Raw genomic sequence first — 17,145 nt, 5'->3', positions numbered from 1 at the left:
CCTCGACGACGACTCCGTCCCGCACGAGGTCCTGGACCGCCTCGTCGCATCCGGCGAGCCGAGGATCGCCGTGCGTTCCGGCGAAGCCCTCGTACCGAGGACCACGCCGGCCGCCGCTCCCCAGAGCGGCGCGTCCCGCCCCGGCCCCGACGGCGCCGCCGTCGTCACGGGCGCCGACGGTGCCATGGGCGCCGCCGTCGCCACCCGGCTCGTCACCGGTCACGGCCTGCGCCGGCTGGTCCTCGTCGGACACGACACGGACGGCCTGACCGCGCTCGCCGACCGGCTCACCGAGCTCGGCGCCGACGTGCGCACCACCACCGACCCGGCCACGGCCGTGGCCGGACCGGTCGCCGCACTCGTCCACACGGCGTCCGCCGACGAGCCCGCGCACACCCTGCGCGGGCTCTACGAGGCGGTGGGGGGCGACACGCTCCCCGCCCTCGTCGTGCTCGCCCCGCTCACCGCGGCGCTCGGCGCAGCCGGCGAGGAGGCCGCCGCATCCGTCGCGGCCGCGGCCGCCCTCGTCCACGCGTACCGCACCCGCGGCGGTGCGGGCGCCGTGCTCGCCACGGACCCCTGGTCCGACGGCGACAGCGGCAGCGGCGAGGACATCCCCCTCCGGGACGGCCTGACGTATCTCGACACCGCCCTCACCGGACCCGACGCGTGCCTGCTCGCGCCCTCCCCGGCCCGCACCGCGGCCGCGGACGCCCTGCTCCTTCCCGGCCGCGCGGACACCACGGCCGGCTGGTCGGCGGCCGACGAATCCGTACGCGCCGACCTCGTCCGCCTGCTGGAGCCGCTGACGGACGAGGAACGCCACGTCGACCTCGTCGACCGCGTGCTCACCGCCGTCACCACTGTCCTCGGCGAGAACGCCCCCGAGACCGTCGCGGCGGACCGCGCGTTCAAGGACCTCGGCCTGACGTCCCTCACGGCCGTACGTCTCCGCAACCGGCTCGTCGAGGCCACCGGCCTCCCGCTGTCCGCGACCGTGGCGTTCGACCACCCCACCCCCGAGGCGCTGGCCCGCCACCTGGCCGCCGAACTCACCGGCGCCGAGGACACGCCGCAGCCGGCCGCCGTACCGCGCCCCGGCGCGCGGTCCGACGACGACCCGATCGCGATCGTCGCGATGAGCTGCCGCTACCCCGGCGGCGTCCGCTCGCCCGAGGACCTGTGGAGCCTCGTCGAAGAGGGCCGCGAGGGCACCAGCGAGTTCCCCACGGACCGCGGCTGGGACCTGGACTCCCTGTTCGCCGACGACCCCGACGCACCCGGGACCTGCTACGCGCGGCACGGCGGCTTCCTGCACGACGTCGGGGACTTCGACCCGGCCTTCTTCGGCATCGCCCCCGGCGAGGCCCTGGTGATGGACCCGCAGCAGCGTCTGCTGCTGGAGATCGCGTGGGAGGCGTTCGAGCGGGCGGGCATCGACCCGCTGTCCCTGCGCGGCAGCCGCACGGGCGTCTGGGCCGGCCTCATGCACCACGACTACGCGGAGCGTTACGAGGGCGTGCCCGAGGAGCTGGAGGGCTACCTCGGCACCGCCGCGGCGGGCAGTGTCGCCTCCGGCCGGATCGCCTACACCCTGGGCCTGGAGGGCCCGGCCGTCACGGTCGACACGGCCTGTTCGTCGTCGCTGGTCGCCCTGCACCAGGCGGCGCAGGCGCTGCGGCAGGGCGAGTGCGACCTCGCCCTGGCCGGCGGCGTTGCCGTCATGGCCTCGCCGCAGGTCTTCATCGACTTCTCCCGCCAGCGTGCCCTGTCCCGGACGGACGCTGCCGGGCCTACGCCGACGGCGCCGACGGTACCGGCTGGGCCGAGGGCGCCGGCCTGCTCCTGCTGGAGCGCCTCTCCGACGCACGCCGGAACGGGCACCGCGTCCTCGCGGTCGTCCGCGGCTCCGCCCTGAACCAGGACGGTGCGTCGAACGGGTTGACGGCGCCGAACGGTCCGTCGCAGCAGCGGGTGATCCGTGACGCGTTGGCGGGTGCGGGTCTGGTGGCGGCGGATGTGGATGTCGTTGAGGGGCATGGGACGGGGACGACGCTGGGTGATCCGATCGAGGCGCAGGCGTTGTTGGCGACGTATGGGCGGGATCGGGTGGAGCCGGTTCTGTTGGGGTCGTTGAAGTCGAACATCGGTCATGCGCAGGCGGCCGCGGGTGTGGGTGGGGTCATCAAGATGGTGATGGCCATGCGTGCGGGTGTGGTGCCGCGGACGTTGCATGTGGACGCGCCGTCGTCGCATGTGGACTGGTCGGCCGGTGAGGTGCGGCTGGTGACGGAGAACGTGGCGTGGCCGGACGCGGGGCGTGTGCGGCGCAGCGCGGTGTCGTCGTTCGGGATCAGCGGGACGAACGCGCATGTGGTGCTGGAGCAGGCGCCGGAGGATGCGGTGGTCGGGGCTCCTGTGGAGGTCGCGGGCTCTGCCGGCGATCCCGCCGTGGTTCCGTGGGTGGTTTCGGCGCGGTCGGAGGGTGCGTTGGAGGCGCGGCTGGCCGGTGTGGGGTCGGTTGTGGGTTCGCGGGTGGATGTGGGTTGGTCGTTGTTGGGTTGTTCGGTGTTCGGGCATCGGGCGGTGGTTTTGGCGTCCGATGGTGGTGTGGTGGAGGTTGCGCGGGGTGTTGCCGGTGGTGTGGGCCGGGTGGGGGTGTTGTTCTCGGGTCAGGGTGCTCAGCGGTTGGGGATGGGGCGTGGGTTGTATGCGCGGTTCGGGGTGTTCGCGCGTGCGTTTGATGAGGTGGTGGAGCGGTTTGATGGGTTGCGTGAGGTGGTGTGGGGTGCGGATGAGGGGGTGTTGAACCGGACGGGTTGGGCGCAGCCTGCGTTGTTCGCGGTGGAGGTTGCGTTGTTCCGGTTGGTGGAGTGGCTGGGTGTGCGGGTTGAGGTGGTGGGGGGTCATTCGATCGGTGAGGTGGCGGCGGCGCATGTGGCGGGGGTGTTGTCGCTGGAGGATGCATGTGCGTTGGTGTCGGCGCGTGCGCGGTTGATGGAGGCGTTGCCCGAGGGTGGGGCGATGGTGGCGGTGGGGGCTGAGGAGTCCGAGGTGTTGCCGTTGTTGACGCCGGGGTGTCGGTCGCGGCGGTGAACGGTCCGGGTGCGGTGGTGGTCGCCGGTGTGGAGGAGGAGGTTGCTGCTGTCGTCGCTCGTCTTGAGGGGCGCAAGGCGACGCGGTTGCGGGTTTCGCATGCGTTCCATTCGCCGTTGATGGAGCCGATGCTGGCGGAGTTCCGTCGGGTGGTGGAGGGGCTTGAGTTCCACGAGCCGCGGATTGCGTTGGTGTCGAACGTGACGGGGCGGCTGGCGTCCGGTGATCTGGTGCGGGATCCGGGTTACTGGGTGCGGCATGTGCGTGAGGCGGTCCGGTTCGCCGATGGTGTGGGGGCGTTGGCGGAGGCGGGGGTGGACACGTTCCTGGAGCTGGGTCCGGACGGGGTGTTGTCGGGTCTGGTGGGGCGGATCGTTCCGGAGGCGTCGGCGGTGCCGGTGCTGCGCAAGGGCCGGGACGAGGAGAGTGCGTTGCTGACGGCGCTGGCCGGTTGTTCACGGCCGGTGTCCCGGTGGACTGGCGGCCGCTGTTCGAAGGGACCGGCGCGACTGGGGTCGACCTGCCGACGTATCCGTTCCAGCGTGAGCGGTACTGGCTGGAACCCGCCACGACCCGCACCACCGACGTCCGCTCCGCCGGACTGGCGTCGGCCGGGCACCCGCTGCTCGCCGCCGCCGTGGAACTGGCCGACGACGGGCGTACCCTCTTCACCTCCCGCCTCTCGCTCGCCACGCACCCCTGGCTCGCCCAGCACACCGTCCAGGGCCACGCCGTCGTGCCCGGCGCGGCGCTCGTGGAGCTGGCGGTACGGGCGGGTGACGAGGTCGGCTGCGCCACCGTCGGCGAACTCACCCTGCACGCCCCGCTGACGCTCCCCGAGAAGGGCGCCCAGCGCGTGCAGCTGACGGTCGAGGCGCCGGACGCGTCCGGCCACCGCCGGTTCGGTGTCCACGCGCAGGACGAGGAAGGCGACACCGGCTGGACCCTGCACGCCGAGGGCGTGCTCACCCCGGAACCCGCCGACGACGCGTTCACCCTGGCCGCCTGGCCGCCCCCGGACGCGACCCCCGTCGACCTGACCGGCCTGTACGAGGGACTCTCCGACCGCGGCTACGGCTACGGCCCGGCCTTCCAGGGCCTGCGGGCCGCCTGGCGGCTCGGCGACGAGGTCTTCGCCGAGGTCGCCCTCCCGGACGACGTCGACACGGCCGGATTCGGCCTGCACCCGGCGCTGCTCGACGCGGCCCTGCACACCACTCACACCGACGACCCGGCGTCGGGCCTTCGCCTGCCGTTCTCCTGGACCGGCGTGAGCCTCGCCGCCTCGGGCGCCACCCGGCTCCGCGTGCGGCTGACGCGCCTCGGCGACGACGCGGTTTCCCTCCGACTCGCCGACCCCACCGGAGCGCCCGTGGCCTCCGTCGCGTCCCTCGTCCTGCGCGGCGGAGACGCGCGTCAGCGGCCCGGCGCCGCCGGAACCGCACGCACGCCTCTGTACGAGGTGAACTGGCGTCCCGTACCCGCGCCGGCCGTGGACGGCGACCCCGCCGCCCCGGGCGAGGCCGCCGACCGGGCGCAGCTCGACACGCTCGCCGCCTCCGGAGCCGTACCGGACGTCGTCCTCGTGCCCTGCCCGCCCGTCGAGGGCCCCCTCGCCGAGGCCACCCGCACCGTCACGCACCGGGCGCTGGCACTGCTGCGCCACTGGGTGTCCGACGAGCGGTTCGCCGCCTCCCGCCTGGTGTTCGTGACCAGCGGGGCCATGGCGGCCGCCCCCGGCGACGTCGTACGGGACCTTCCGCACGCGGCGCTGTGGGGGCTGGTCCGCTCGGCGCAGACCGAGCACCCGGACCGGTTCCTCCTCGTCGACGTCCCGTCCGGTACCGACCCTCGCACGGGCGACGCGCGGCAGTCGCTGGCCGCCGCTCTCGCCACCGGCGAGCCGCAGCTGGCCCTGCGCGACGGCGTCGTCCTCGTGCCCCGACTGGCCAGGGCGCCCCACCAGGACGCCGAGCCCGTCCGTCTCGACCCGCGGGGCACCGTCCTGGTCACCGGGGCGACCGGCGCGCTCGGCCGGGTCGTGACCCGCCACCTCGTCACCGCGTACGGCGCCCGGCACCTGCTGCTGGTCGGCCGACGCGGTACGGCGGCCCCCGGCGCGACCGAACTCCTCGCGGAACTGGAGGAGCTGGGCGCCGACGTCACCCTCGCGGCCTGCGACACCGCGGACCGCGACGCGGTGGCCGGCCTCCTCGCGGGCATCCCCGCGGCACATCCGCTGACCGCGGTCGTGCACAGCGCCGGCGTCATCGACGACAGTGTCGTCGACACCCTCACCCCCGAGCGCGTCGACACGGTCCTGCGCCCCAAGGTCGACGCCGCGGTCAACCTGCACGAACTGACCGAGGGCACGCCCCTCGACGCGTTCGTCGTGTTCTCGTCCGTGGCCGGCACGCTCGGCGGGGCCGGCCAGGCGAACTACGCCGCGGCCAACGTCTTCCTGGACGCCCTGGCGCAGCGACGGCGCGCCGCGGGGCTGCCGGCCACCTCGATCGCCTGGGGCCTGTGGGCCGAGCACAGCGGCCTCGCCGCCACGCTCGCCGACACCGACATCAAGCGGCTCGGCCGGTCGGGCATCGCCCCCCTCGCCACCGAGGACGGACTCGCCCTCTTCGACGCGGCCGTCGCCGACGGCAGCAGGGCGGCCGTCGTGGCGGCGCGCATCGACACCACCGCCCTGCGCGCCCCCGGGCACGGTACGGTCCCCGCCGTCCTGCGCGGACTCGTCCGCACGCCCGTGCGCCGGACCGCGAACGCGGGTGACTCGTCCCTGGCCCAGCGCCTGCGCGCGCTGCCCGAAGGCGACCGGGCCAGGACCGTACGCGACCTGGTCGCCACCGAGGCGGCGGCCGTCCTCGGCCGCTCCCCGATCGGCGAGGCCGAAGTGGACCGCGCCTTCGAGGAACTCGGCTTCGACTCGCTCACGGTCGTCGAACTGCGCCACCGGCTCACCGCCGCGACCGGACTGCGGCTGCCCGCCGCCGTGGCCTTCGACCACCCGAACGTCGCGGCGCTCGCCGCCCACATCCTCGACGGACTGATCGGCACGGAGAACCCGGACGCCGTGCCCGCCCCGCGCAGGGCCCCCGCGTCGGCCGACGACGACCCGATCGCGATCGTCGCGATGAGCTGCCGTTACCCCGGCGGTGTCGGCTCCCCCGAGGACCTGTGGCGCCTGGTGCACGACGGCACCGACGCGATCACCGAGTTCCCCACGGACCGCGGCTGGGACCTGGGCTCCCTGTTCGCCGACGATCCGGAGACGCCCGGCACCTCGTACGCCCGGCACGGTGGCTTCCTCGACGCGCCGGGAGACTTCGACGCCGCCTTCTTCGGCATGAGCCCGAGGGAGGCCCTGGCCACCGATCCGCAGCAGCGTCTGCTGCTGGAGATCGCGTGGGAGGCGTTCGAGCGGGCGGGCATCGACCCGCTGTCCCTGCGCGGCAGCCGCACGGGCGTCTTCGCCGGCCTCATGCACCACGACTACGTCTCCCGCCTCGGGCACGTCCCGCAGGAGCTCGAAGGCTACGTGAGCACCGGTACCGCCGGCAGCGTCGCCTCCGGCCGCGTCTCCTACGTCTTCGGCTTCGAAGGCCCGACGCTGACCGTCGACACGGCCTGTTCGTCGTCGCTGGTCACGCTGCACCTGGCCGCGCAGGCGCTGCGGCAGGGCGAGTGCGACCTCGCCCTGGCCGGCGGCGTCACCGTGCTCGCCTCGCCCGAGACCTTCGTGGAGTTCTCCCGCCAGCGGGGCCTGTCCCCGGACGGGCGCTGCCGGGCCTACGCCGAGGGCGCCAACGGCGTGGGCTGGGCCGAGGGCGCCGGTGTGCTGCTGCTGGAGCGCCTGTCCGACGCCGTCCGCAACGGCCGCCGGGTCCTGGCCGTCGTCCGCGGCAGCGCCGTCAACTCCGACGGTGCGTCGAACGGGTTGACGGCGCCGAACGGTCCGTCGCAGCAGCGGGTGATCCGTGACGCGTTGGCGGGTGCGGGTCTGGTGGCGGCGGATGTGGATGTCGTTGAGGGGCATGGGACGGGGACGACGCTGGGTGATCCGATCGAGGCGCAGGCGTTGTTGGCGACGTATGGGCGGGATCGGGTGGAGCCGGTTCTGTTGGGGTCGTTGAAGTCGAACATCGGTCATGCGCAGGCGGCCGCGGGTGTGGGTGGGGTCATCAAGATGGTGATGGCCATGCGTGCGGGTGTGGTGCCGCGGACGTTGCATGTGGACGCGCCGTCGTCGCATGTGGACTGGTCGGCCGGTGAGGTGCGGCTGGTGACGGAGAACGTGGCGTGGCCGGACGCGGGGCGTGTGCGGCGCAGCGCGGTGTCCTCGTTCGGGATCAGCGGGACGAACGCCCATGTCGTGCTGGAGCAGGCGCCGCAGAACACCGATGTTCCCCGGAGTGCCGGCACTCGGGATGGTTCGGTTCCTGCCGCCGTGGTTCCGTGGGTGGTTTCGGCGCGGTCGGAGGGTGCGTTGGAGGCGCGGCTGGCCGGTGTGGGGTCGGTTGTGGGTTCGCGGGTGGATGTGGGTTGGTCGTTGTTGGGTTGTTCGGTGTTCGGGCATCGGGCGGTGGTTTTGGCGTCCGATGGTGGTGTGGTGGAGGTTGCGCGGGGTGTTGCCGGTGGTGTGGGCCGGGTGGGGGTGTTGTTCTCGGGTCAGGGTGCTCAGCGGTTGGGGATGGGGCGTGGGTTGTATGCGCGGTTCGGGGTGTTCGCGCGTGCGTTTGATGAGGTGGTGGAGCACTTCGATGGGTTGCGTGAGGTGGTGTGGGGTGCGGATGAGGGGGTGTTGAACCGGACGGGTTGGGCGCAGCCTGCGTTGTTCGCGGTGGAGGTTGCGTTGTTCCGGTTGGTGGAGTGGCTGGGTGTGCGGGTTGAGGTGGTGGGGGGTCATTCGATCGGTGAGGTGGCGGCGGCGCATGTGGCGGGGGTGTTGTCGCTGGAGGATGCGTGTGCGTTGGTGTCGGCGCGTGCGCGGTTGATGGAGGCGTTGCCCGAGGGTGGGGCGATGGTGGCGGTGGGGGCTGAGGAGTCCGAGGTGTTGCCGTTGTTGACGCCGGGGGTGTCGGTCGCGGCGGTGAACGGTCCGGGTGCGGTGGTGGTCGCCGGTGTGGAGGAGGAGGTTGCTGCTGTCGTCGCTCGTCTTGAGGGGCGCAAGGCGACGCGGTTGCGGGTTTCGCATGCGTTCCATTCGCCGTTGATGGAGCCGATGCTGGCGGAGTTCCGTCGGGTGGTGGAGGGGCTTGAGTTCCACGAGCCGGGGATTGCGTTGGTGTCGAACGTGACGGGGCGGCTGGCGTCCGGTGATCTGGTGCGGGATCCGGGTTATTGGGTGCGGCATGTGCGTGAGGCGGTCCGGTTCGCCGATGGTGTGGGGGCGTTGGCGGAGGCGGGGGTGGACACGTTCCTGGAGCTGGGTCCGGACGGGGTGTTGTCGGGTCTGGTGGGGCGGATCGTTCCGGAGGCGTCGGCGGTGCCGGTGCTGCGCAAGGGCCGGGACGAGGAGAGTGCGTTGCTGACGGCGCTGGGCCGGTTGTTCACGGCCGGTGTCCCGGTGGACTGGCGGCCGCTGTTCGAAGGGACCGGCGCGACTGGGGTCGACCTGCCGACGTATCCGTTCCAGCGTGAGCGGTACTGGCTGGAACCCGCCACGACCCGCACCACCGACGTCCGCTCCGCCGGACTCGAGAGCACCGGACACGCCATGCTCGGTGCCGCGGTGCCACTTGCCGGAACCGGCGGCCAGGTATTCACCGCGCGACTGTCGGCCCGTACGCACCCGTGGCTCGCCGAGCACGTCGTCGCCGGAGCCGTGCCCGTACCGGGAGCGGCACTCGTCGAGTGCGTACTGCGAGCGGGCGACGAGGTCGGCTGCGGCACCCTCCAGGAGCTGACGATCACCGCTCCTGTCGTCCTGCCCGAGGACGGCGACCTGCAACTCCAGATCTCGCTCGACGCCGCCGACGACGACGGGCGGTTCCCCGTCGCCGTCCACGCCCGCACCGACGCGCTGGGGGAGTGGACCCTGCACGCGGAGGGCCTCCTCGCCCCCGACCCGTCGGACGCGGACGCCGGGCAGCTGGTCACCTGGCCGCCCGCCGGCAGCGAAGCCGTCGACGTCACCGGCCTGTACGAGCGGCTGGCGGAGGCCGGCCTGCGCTACGGGCCGCTGTTCCGCGGCATCCGCGCCGCCTGGCGGAGCGGGGACGAGGTGTTCACCGAGATCGAGCCCGAGACCGGGCCGGACATCACCGGCTTCGCCCTCCACCCCGCCCTGTTCGACGCCGCCGTCCACTCCGCGGCGCTGGCGGGCGACACGGCCGAACCGAAGCTGCCCTTCACGTGGAGCGGCGTCACCCTGCACGCCCGGGAGGCCGCCGCACTACGGGTACGGGTCACGCGGACCGGCACGGACACCTTCTCCCTGCTCGCCACGGACCCCGACGGGGACCCCGTGCTCACCGTCGACTCGCTGCTCGTACGGCCCCTCGCCGGCACCCGGGCCCGGACGCCCGAGCACCTGTACCGCCCCGAGTGGGTCGAGGTCGCCGTTCCCGGCGGTGCTTCCGAGGCCGGCGGCTGGGCCGTCGCGGGCGACGACCCGCTGGGCGTGACCGAGGGGCTGGGGGACGCGGTGGCACGCTTCCCCGACCTGACGGCGCTCGGCGCCGCCCTGGACGCCGGCGGGGCACTCCCCGCCGTCGTGTGCGTGCCCCTGCCCGCGTCCGGTGACGCCCGCGAGGCGACCGTCCGTACGCTGGAGACGGTCCGCAGCTGGCTCACCGACGGCCGGTACACGGACGCCAAGCTGGTCTTCCTGACGCGCGGCGCGGTCCTCGACCCGTACGTCGCCGACGGCCCGGACCGGCTGACCGCTGCCGCGGCGCGCGGCCTCGTACGGTCGGCGCAGGCCGAACACCCGGGCCGGTTCCTCCTGCTGGACCTCGACCCGGACGCGGTCACCCCGGACGCGGCGACGCTCGCCGGCGTGCCGGCGCTCGACGAGCCCCAGCTCGCCCTGCGCGGAGGGACGGTGCTGGCGCAACGGCTGGTCCGTGCCCGCAGCGGCGCGAGCGCCGCTCCCGAATGGGGCGACAGCGTGCTCGTCACCGGCGGCACCGGCACCCTCGGCGGGCTGGTGGCACGGCACCTCGTCACGGCCCACGGCGTCCGCCGCCTCGTGCTGGCCGGCCGCCGCGGCCCCGACGCTCCGGGCGCCGCCGCGCTCGTCGACGAGCTGACGGCACTCGGGGCGGAGGTGACCGCCGTCGCGGTGGACCTCACCGACCGGGCGGCCGTCGCCGCACTGCTCGCCGAGCACCCGGTGACGGGCGTCGTGCACGCCGCCGGCGTCGTCGCCGACGCGACCGTCGAGTCGCTCACCCCGGACGACATCGCCACCGTGTTCCGGCCGAAGGCCGACGCGGCCGTCCACCTCGACGAGCTGACCCGCGACCGCGACCTGCGCGCGTTCGTGCTGTTCTCGTCGATCGCGGGGGTCCTCGGCACGCCCGGCCAGGGCAACTACGCCGCGGCCAACGCGTTCCTGGACGCCCTCGCCGAGCGGCGGCGCGCCGCCGGGCTGCCCGCCACGTCCGTGGCGTGGGGCCTGTGGGAGGAGTCCAGCGGGATGACCGCCGGGCTGGCCGCGCAGGACCGGCGGCGCATGTCCGGCTCGGGCGTCCTCCCGCTGCCGACCGCACAGGGGCTCGCCCTGTTCGACGAAGCGGCCGCCTCCGACGAGCCGGTCCTCGCCGCGGTCCGCCTCGACCGGTCCACGCTGAGGGCGCGCGCCGACGACGGCACGCTGCCCGCCCAGCTGCGCGGCCTCGCCCCCGCCCGCACCCGCCGTGCGGCGGCCGGGCAGGGCCGGTCGCAGGGCAGCGAACCGGCGCTCGCCCGGCGTCTGCGGACGCTCCCGGCCGCGCAGCGCGCCCAGGCGGCCGTCACGGCGGTCATCGCCGAGACGGCGGCCGTCCTCGGGCACACCGGCAGGGACGCGGTGAAGGCCGGGCGGGACTTCAAGGACCTGGGCTTCGACTCGCTGACCGCCGTCGAGCTGCGCAACCGGCTCGACGCGGCCACCGGGCTGAGGCTTCCCGCGAGCCTCGTCTTCGACCACCCCAGTCCGCGGGCCGTCGCCGAGTACCTGCTCGGCCGGCTCGAACCGGCCGAGCCCGGCCGGTCGCCGAGTCCGACGTACGCGAGGCGCTCGCCGGGATACCGCTGGAGCGGCTGCGGGAGGCCGGAATCCTGGACCGCCTGCTCGAACTCGCCGGCCGGCCCGCGGCCGGCACCCCCGCCGAGCCCGGCGGCGGCTCCGGCGTCGGCACGCCGGACGAGACCGGTCCCCGCACCACCGACGACCAGATCGACGCCATGGACGCCGACGACCTGGTGGCCCTGGCCCTCGGGCACGACGCCTGACGCCCTGTCGCTGAAGAGGATGGAACATTGACAAGCTCCGACAGCCGGATCGTGGAAGCGCTGCGGGCGTCGCTCAAGGAGGCCGAGCGGCTCCGCGAGGAGAACCGTGAACTCGCGGCGGCGGCCCGCGAACCGATCGCGATCATCGGGATGAGCTGCCGCTACCCGGGCGGCATCAGCAGCCCCGAGGACCTGTGGCGGCTCGTCGCCGACGGCGCCGACGCCATAGGCCCGTTCCCGGACGACCGGGGGTGGGACCTCGCCGGTCTCTTCGACGACGACCCCGACAGCAAGGGCCGGACCTACGCCAGGGGCGCCGGGTTCCTCACCGGCGTGGCGGACTTCGACCCCGCCTTCTTCGGGATCTCGCCGCGCGAAGCCACGACGATGGACCCGCAGCAGCGACTGCTCCTCGAGTCGTCCTGGGAGGCGATCGAGCGCGCCAGGATCGACCCGCGGTCGCTGCGCGGCAGCCGCACCGGCGTGTTCGCCGGGATCATGGCGAGCACGTACGGCATGCGGCAGCTGATGGCCCCGGGCGGTGCCGGCGAGTACGAGGGCTACCTCGGCAACGGCAGCCTCGGCAGCGTGACCTCCGGCCGCGTGTCGTACACGCTCGGCCTGGAGGGCCCGGCCGTCACCGTCGACACCGCCTGCTCGTCGTCGCTCGTGGCGGTCCACCTCGCGGCCCAGTCGCTGCGCCGCGGCGAAAGCACGCTGGCCCTGGCGGGCGGCGCCACCGTGATGTCCACGCCGTCGCTGTTCATCGAGTTCAGCAGGCAGCGGGCGCTCGCCCCGGACGGCCGCTGCAAGTCCTTCTCGGCCACGGCCGACGGCACCGGCTGGGCCGAAGGCGTCGGCGTGGTGCTGCTGGAACGGCTCTCCGACGCCGTGCGCAACGGCCACCCCGTGCTGGCGGTGATCCGCGGCTCGGCCCTCAACCAGGACGGCGCGTCCAACGGACTCACCGCCCCCAACGGGCCGTCGCAGCAGCGGGTCATCCGCGACGCGCTCGCCGACGCCGGCCTGTCGGTCACCGACGTGGACGCCGTCGAGGCACACGGCACCGGCACCCGCCTCGGCGATCCGATCGAGGCACAGGCGCTGCTCGCGACCTACGGACAGGACCGCGAACGGCCTCTGTGGCTGGGCTCGCTGAAGTCCAACATCGGCCACTCCCAGGCCGCCGCCGGCGTCGGCGGAATCATCAAGATGGTGCAGGCCATGCACCACGGCGTGCTGCCCAGGACCCTGCACGTCGAGGAGCCGACACCCCAGGTGGACTGGTCGGCCGGCGACGTGCGGCTGTTGACCGAGCCGGTGGCGTGGCCCGACAGCGACCGCCCCCGCCGCGCGGGCGTCTCGGCCTTCGGGGTCAGCGGCACCAACGCCCACGTGATCCTGGAACAGGCACCCGACGACGTACACCCCGAGCCGGGCCCGGCCCCCGTGCCCGCACCCTCCGTCACCGCGGACGAGCCCGCGGCGGCCGCCGCACCCCTGCTGTGGCCGCTGTCCGCCGCCGACCCGGCCGCGCTCCGAGCCCAGGCCGCCCGGCTGCTGGACTTCCTCGCCGGGACGGATCACGCCCCGGCCGACATCGGCTGGTCCCTGGCCCGTACCCGTACCGCGCACGAGCACCGTGCCGTCGCGGTCGGCACCGACCGCGACGCGCTGACCGCCGCCGTCGCGGCCCTCGCCGACGGCTCGGCCACCGACGCCGCCGTCACGGGACGGGTCACCGAGGGCGGCGTGGTGTTCGTCTTCCCCGGGCAGGGCAGCCAGTGGGTCGGCATGGGCCGTGCCCTGATGGCCGCGTCGCCCGAGTTCGCCGCGTCGATGCGGCGGTGCGCCGACGCGCTCGCCCCGCACACCGACTGGAACCTGCTCGACGTCCTCGACGACGAGGATGCCCTGCGGCGCTGCGACGTCGTCCAGCCCGCCCTGTTCTCCGTCATGGTGTCCCTCGCGGCCCTGTGGCGTGCCCACGGGGTCGAACCCGCCGCTGTGGTCGGGCACTCCCAGGGCGAGATCGCCGCCGCCCACGTCGCGGGTGTGCTCACCCTCGACGACGCCGCCCGCGTCGTCGCGCTGCGCAGCCGGGCCATCGCCACCACCCTCGCCGGGCTCGGCGGCATGGTGTCCGTGCCGCGGTCCCCCGAGGACGCCACCGCCCTCATCGCGCCCTGGGGCGACCGGCTCACCGTCGCCGCGTGCAACGGCCCCAACGGCACGACGGTCGCCGGTGACGCCGACGCGGTCGAGGAACTGCTCGCCGCGTGCGAGGGGCAGGGCGTACGCGCCCGCCGCGTCCCCGTCGACTACGCGTCCCACAGCGCGCACGTCGAGTCGCTGCGCGACCGGCTGCTGAAGGAACTGGACGGGATACGCCCCCAGCCGCCCGTCGTGCCCTACTACTCCAGCCTCACCGGCGGTCTCCTCGACGAGCCCGACCTGACGGCGGACTACTGGTACGACAACCTCCGCCGGCGGGTCGAGTTCACGGCCGCGAGCGAGGCGCTGCTGGCCGACGGCCACCGCGTGTTCATCGAGTGCAGCGCGCACCCGGTCCTCACCATGGCCCTCCAGGACACCGCGGACGCGGCAGGCGCCGACGCCGCCGTGCTCGGCACGCTCCGCCGCGACCTGGGCGGCGCCGACCGCTTCCTGACCTCGCTCGCGACCGCCCACGCGCACGGCGTCGAACCGGACTGGACGGCCGTGCTGGGCGCGGACCGCGCCCGCGTCGACCTGCCGACGTACGCCTTCCAGCGACAGCGCTACTGGCTCGCCGGCCCGGACCCGGTCGGCGTCGACGCGGCGGGACTGGGCCTCGACACACCGGGCCACGCCCTCCTCGGCGCGGGCACCGCCCTGCCCGGCTCGGGCGGCTACCTCTTCACGTCCCGACTGTCCCTGGACGCCCAGCCCTGGCTCGCCGACCACCTGGTCCTCGGCACGGCCGTCGTGCCGGGCACCGCCCTGGTCGAGGCCGCGGTGCGGGCCGGCGACGAGCTGGGCCACCCCGTCGTCGAGGAGCTGACCGTGCTCGCGCCGCTGACCGTCCCCCAGGAGGGGGCTGTCCGGCTCCGCGTCACGATCGGCGGCGTCGACGACGAGGCGCGCCGCACCCTCCAGATCCACTCGCGCGGCGAGGACGAGCCCGACGACGTGCCGTGGACCCTGCACGCCACCGGCGTCCTGGTACGCGGGAGCACCACCGAACCGGTCCGCCTGAGCCAGTGGCCGCCGGCCGCTCCCGAGATCGACACCGAGGGCCTGTACGACGCCCTCGCCGACACCGGCCTCGACTACGGCCCCGCCTTCCGCGGACTGCGCAGGGTCTGGCGCGCCGGCGACGAGACGTTCGCCGAAGTGACGCTCCCCGACGGGGTGAGCCCGGACGGGTTCGTCCTGCACCCCGCGCTCTTCGACGCGGCGCTGCACGCCGTGGCCGCCGGTGACGCGTCTTCCCGCGACACGGGGGACGGCACCGCGCCCGGGGCACCGGCCCCGCTGGTCCCGTTCGTGTGGTCGGGCGTCGCCCTCCACGCCGGACGCGCGAACGGCGTCCGCGTCCGCCTCACCAGGACGGGGGAGAACACCCTCGCGGTCGACATCTGCGACGGCGCGGGCCTGCCCGTCGCCTCCGTGACCTCCGTGCTGGCCCGCCCGCTGGACGCGTCGGCCGCTCCCGTCGCCGGCGCCGGCGGCGAAACCCCGCTGCCGTACCTGCCCGTGTGGCAGCCGCTGCCCGCGCTCGACCCGGCGGCCACGCGTCAGGCGGGCCGGGTGCTCGTCGTACCCGACCTCGACGCCGTCCCGGAGGACGGCACGCCCGCGGTCGTCGCCGTGCGCCTCGTGCCCGACCCCGCCGCCGACCCGGCGGAGGCGGCGCGCGCCCACACCCACCGGGTGCTCGGGCTGCTCCAGGGGTGGACGGCGGACCCCCGGTTCGCCGACGCCCGCCTGGCCGTGGTGACCCGTGGCGCCGTCGGCGACGACGCGACCGACCCGGCGCAGGCGGCCGCCTGGGGCCTGGTGCGCACCGCCCAGTCGGAGCACCCGGGGCGGTTCGTCCTCATCGACACGGAGCCGTCCGACGACGCCGGCACCGGGCCGTCCGACGAGCCGGACGCGGACCTGATCGCCGCCGCCGTAGCCCTCGGCGAGCCGAACGTGCTGATCCGCCGCGGCGTCCCGTACGCCCTGCGCCTGCGGCGCGCCGCGAGCCGGGACGAGGCCCGCGCCGCCCAGGACGCGCCGCTCGCCGGACCCGACGGCACCGTGCTGATCACCGGCGGGAACGGCGGGCTCGGCCGGCTGCTCGCCCGGCACCTCGCCACCACCCACGGCGTGCGCCACCTGACCCTCCTGTCACGCCGCGGGCCCGCCGCTCCCGGGACCGACGAACTCGCCGCCGAGCTGGCCTCCGCGGGCGCCGCGGTCGCCTTCGTCGCCTGCGACGTGGCCGACCGCGCAGCCCTGGCCGCCGCCCTGGACGGCCTGGAGCGCCCGCTGCACGCGGTCGTGCACGCGGCCGGCGTCCTCGACGACGGCGTCCTCCAGGCCCTGACCCCCGACCGGATCGACACCGTCCTCGCGCCCAAGGCCGCGGCCGCCGCGCACCTGGACGAGCTCACCCGGGACGCCGACCTGCGCGCCTTCGTGCTGTTCTCGTCCGTCGCCGGCCTCGTCGGCGGCCTCGGACAGGGCAACTACGCGGCCGCCAACGCCTTCCTGGACACCCTCGCGACCGCACGCCGACGCGCGGGCCGGCCCGCGACCTCCCTGGCGTGGGGCCTGTGGGAGCGGGAGAGCGACATGACCGCCCACCTCGACGGCGTCCGGCGCTCGCGGCTCGCCCGTGGCGGGCTGCTGCCCCTCACCGACGCCCAGGGGCTCGCCCTGTTCGACGCGGCCCTCCTCGCCGACGACGCCGTCCAGGTGCCCGTCCGGCTCGACCCCCGGGCCCTGCGGGACGGCGACTCCCTGCCGCCCGTCCTGCGCGGCCTCGCCACCGGACCCGCCCGCCGCCCGGACGCGGCGGCCACCGCCGGGCCGGAGGGCGGCGGCCTCGCCGAGCGGCTGGCCCAACTGCCGCCCACCCGCCGCGAACAGGCCCTCGCCGACGTGGTGTACGGCGAGATCGGCGGCGTCCTCGGCCACGCCCCCGGTACGCTCCCGGACCCCGCACGGCCCTTCAAGGACCTCGGGTTCGACTCCCTGACCGCGGTGGAGCTGCGGAACCGGCTGACCACCGCGACCGGTCTGCGCCTCCCCACCACGCTGGTCTTCGAGCACCCGACGCCCGCCGCGCTGCTCGCCTCCCTCCGCTCCACCCTCCTCGGCGAGGCTCCCGGCCCGTCCGCGGCGCTCATGGGCGAACTCGAACGGCTCGACGAGGCGTTCGCCGCGGCGGAGATCGGCGGCGACGAGCGGGCCGCGCTCACCGCACGGCTCCAGACCCTGCTCGCCAAGTGGCGCCAGGACGGCGAGCCGTCGGCCGGCGCGGCGGAGCACGCCAGGGAAACCCTGGAGACCGCCAGCGACGACGAGATGTTCGCCCTGATCGACACCGAGATCGGTACGGCCTGA

The 17,145-nt window shown here is 74.9% G+C and carries 1 protein-coding gene and 4 pseudogenes; all 5 read left to right on the top strand.

Annotated features, from left to right (window positions below):
* Nucleotides 1–868: 868 nt before the first annotated feature.
* Nucleotides 869–2,994: pseudogene (locus ABEB09_RS34945) on the top strand (type I polyketide synthase); the annotation flags it as partial.
* 83 nt (nucleotides 2,995–3,077) lie between these two features.
* Nucleotides 3,078–3,416, top strand: a pseudogene (locus tag ABEB09_RS09345) (acyltransferase domain-containing protein); the annotation flags it as partial.
* Between the two features lie 152 nt (nucleotides 3,417–3,568).
* Nucleotides 3,569–3,952: pseudogene (locus ABEB09_RS34940) on the top strand (polyketide synthase dehydratase domain-containing protein); the annotation flags it as partial.
* Nucleotides 3,953–11,578, top strand: coding sequence for an SDR family NAD(P)-dependent oxidoreductase (locus ABEB09_RS09340; RefSeq protein ID WP_425580063.1), 7,626 nt, complete (start codon nucleotides 3,953–3,955; stop codon nucleotides 11,576–11,578).
* A gap of 26 nt (nucleotides 11,579–11,604) precedes the next feature.
* A pseudogene (locus ABEB09_RS09335) lies at nucleotides 11,605–17,145 on the top strand (type I polyketide synthase); the annotation flags it as partial.

This window comes from Streptomyces coeruleoprunus (assembly GCF_039542925.1).
In the GTDB taxonomy this organism is placed as follows: domain Bacteria; phylum Actinomycetota; class Actinomycetes; order Streptomycetales; family Streptomycetaceae; genus Streptomyces; species Streptomyces coeruleoprunus.
Note: the sequence above shows the minus strand (reverse complement) of the source record. Positions and strands in the feature narration are given on the sequence as shown.